Annotated in this window: 1 protein-coding gene and 1 pseudogene; both read right to left on the bottom strand. The window is 62.4% G+C overall.

All coding sequences use genetic code 11. From position 1 onward, the window contains the following. Nucleotides 1-317: 317 nt before the first annotated feature. Nucleotides 318-527: a hypothetical protein gene (locus AX685_RS17965; RefSeq protein ID WP_063690300.1), complete on the bottom strand. Its 210-nt coding sequence runs from the start codon at nt 525-527 to the stop codon at nt 318-320. Between the two features lie 402 nt (nt 528-929). Then, nucleotides 930-1,233 (bottom strand): annotated as a pseudogene (locus tag AX685_RS22885) (replication initiator protein A); the annotation flags it as partial.

The following is a 1,233-nucleotide window of genomic DNA, read 5'->3' as shown; positions in this document are numbered from 1 at the left end:
CGGAAATATTGAGATCCTGACAGCAAAATCAGCGATTTACTTGGGGAATGTGGGCTCAAGTCAGCGACTTTCCACGATTCGCTTTCGAAGGTGCGTTCCCGGAGTATCGTTGCGGCGTTCCTGAAGGATCGATGCTCGCGTTCCCGATGTATCGCCTCGCCGTTCCGGGAGTGTCGATTAGCGTTCCCGGAGTATCGATGATCGACGGACGGGTGGAAAATGAGCACTCTCATTGAATCAGTTTGCGATGGCGTTGCGCCGGCGACGTTCAAATTGTCCGAATCTGCGGTGCGCCACGAGGCCGTAGGAAGGATCTGTCACTCGCCACGCGATACATCCGGAACGCCATCGTCCTTGCGGATAATCTCGATGCCCGTGGAACGCGGCTTTTGCGGGACCAGTCTGCTGCAATGGACGTCGACCTCTTGCCGCTCTTCGGATCCCTCCACGACGCGGCAACAGCTCTCGCTCACCAGGGTCGGTTCGGCGCCCTGCAAATCCAGGCTGTAGCGGAAACCACCGTACATTTCGGACTCCGGGAACTATCGATCCCCGAAGGTCTCTAGCATGGGTGCCAGTCGTAGCAGGCGGAGTCCGCTTTTCGCCTCCAGATCGCCGACGCGGCCACGGATGACGGCGTGAAAGTTCGCGCAGGCTCCGCCAAGCGCCCCGCGTGATCAGAGCCATCGCCACGGATGACGGTCCACCGCCATGCGCCACCTGATGCAGCGGCGCGAAGCCGGATGTGCTACCCGGCCGCGTAGTGTTGGCGAGCGCGGGCATTGCCCGGACCTTTTCAACAATCGTCGTCCAGTTGTAGCTCCGTGCCGCGTCTGCCAAAGGATCGCGTTGCTGCTCGATGTTCGGACACAGAACCCCGCGCTGGCGACGCCGTCCTATTCGGTGGCCACGAATCGCAGGTGATCTCTCTACCGCAGCGTATGCCGATTCTTAGCATCAAAGCGCCGCACGTAGCCGATGAAGGCGTTCTGATAGCTCACCGGGGTCCGGCCTGCGTCCGCCTCTATCCAGGTGCGGAAGTCAGCGTGGAGTGTCTGATAGTCCCAGCCGGGGCATTCGGCGCGCAGCGTTGCCAGAGTCGCGTCGGTGATCTCGCCGAAGGTGGCGCGGCCCGACAGGCTCTTCACGCTGCGGCGGATCAGGGCGGCGGCATCGACGCCGGGCTCGGCCGTCGGCTCAAGAGCGGGATCGGGCTTCGGGGCGGGGGAGGGT

The sequence above is a fragment of the Sphingomonas sp. CCH9-F2 genome (assembly GCF_001556735.1).
In the GTDB taxonomy this organism is placed as follows: domain Bacteria; phylum Pseudomonadota; class Alphaproteobacteria; order Sphingomonadales; family Sphingomonadaceae; genus Sphingomonas; species Sphingomonas ginsenosidimutans.
Note: the sequence above shows the minus strand (reverse complement) of the source record. Positions and strands in the feature narration are given on the sequence as shown.

Coding starts and splice junctions, on each gene's coding strand:
- AX685_RS17965 (WP_063690300.1), bottom strand. CDS start 527: ATGTACGGTGGTTTCCGCTACAGCCTGGATTTGCAGGGCGCCGAACCG.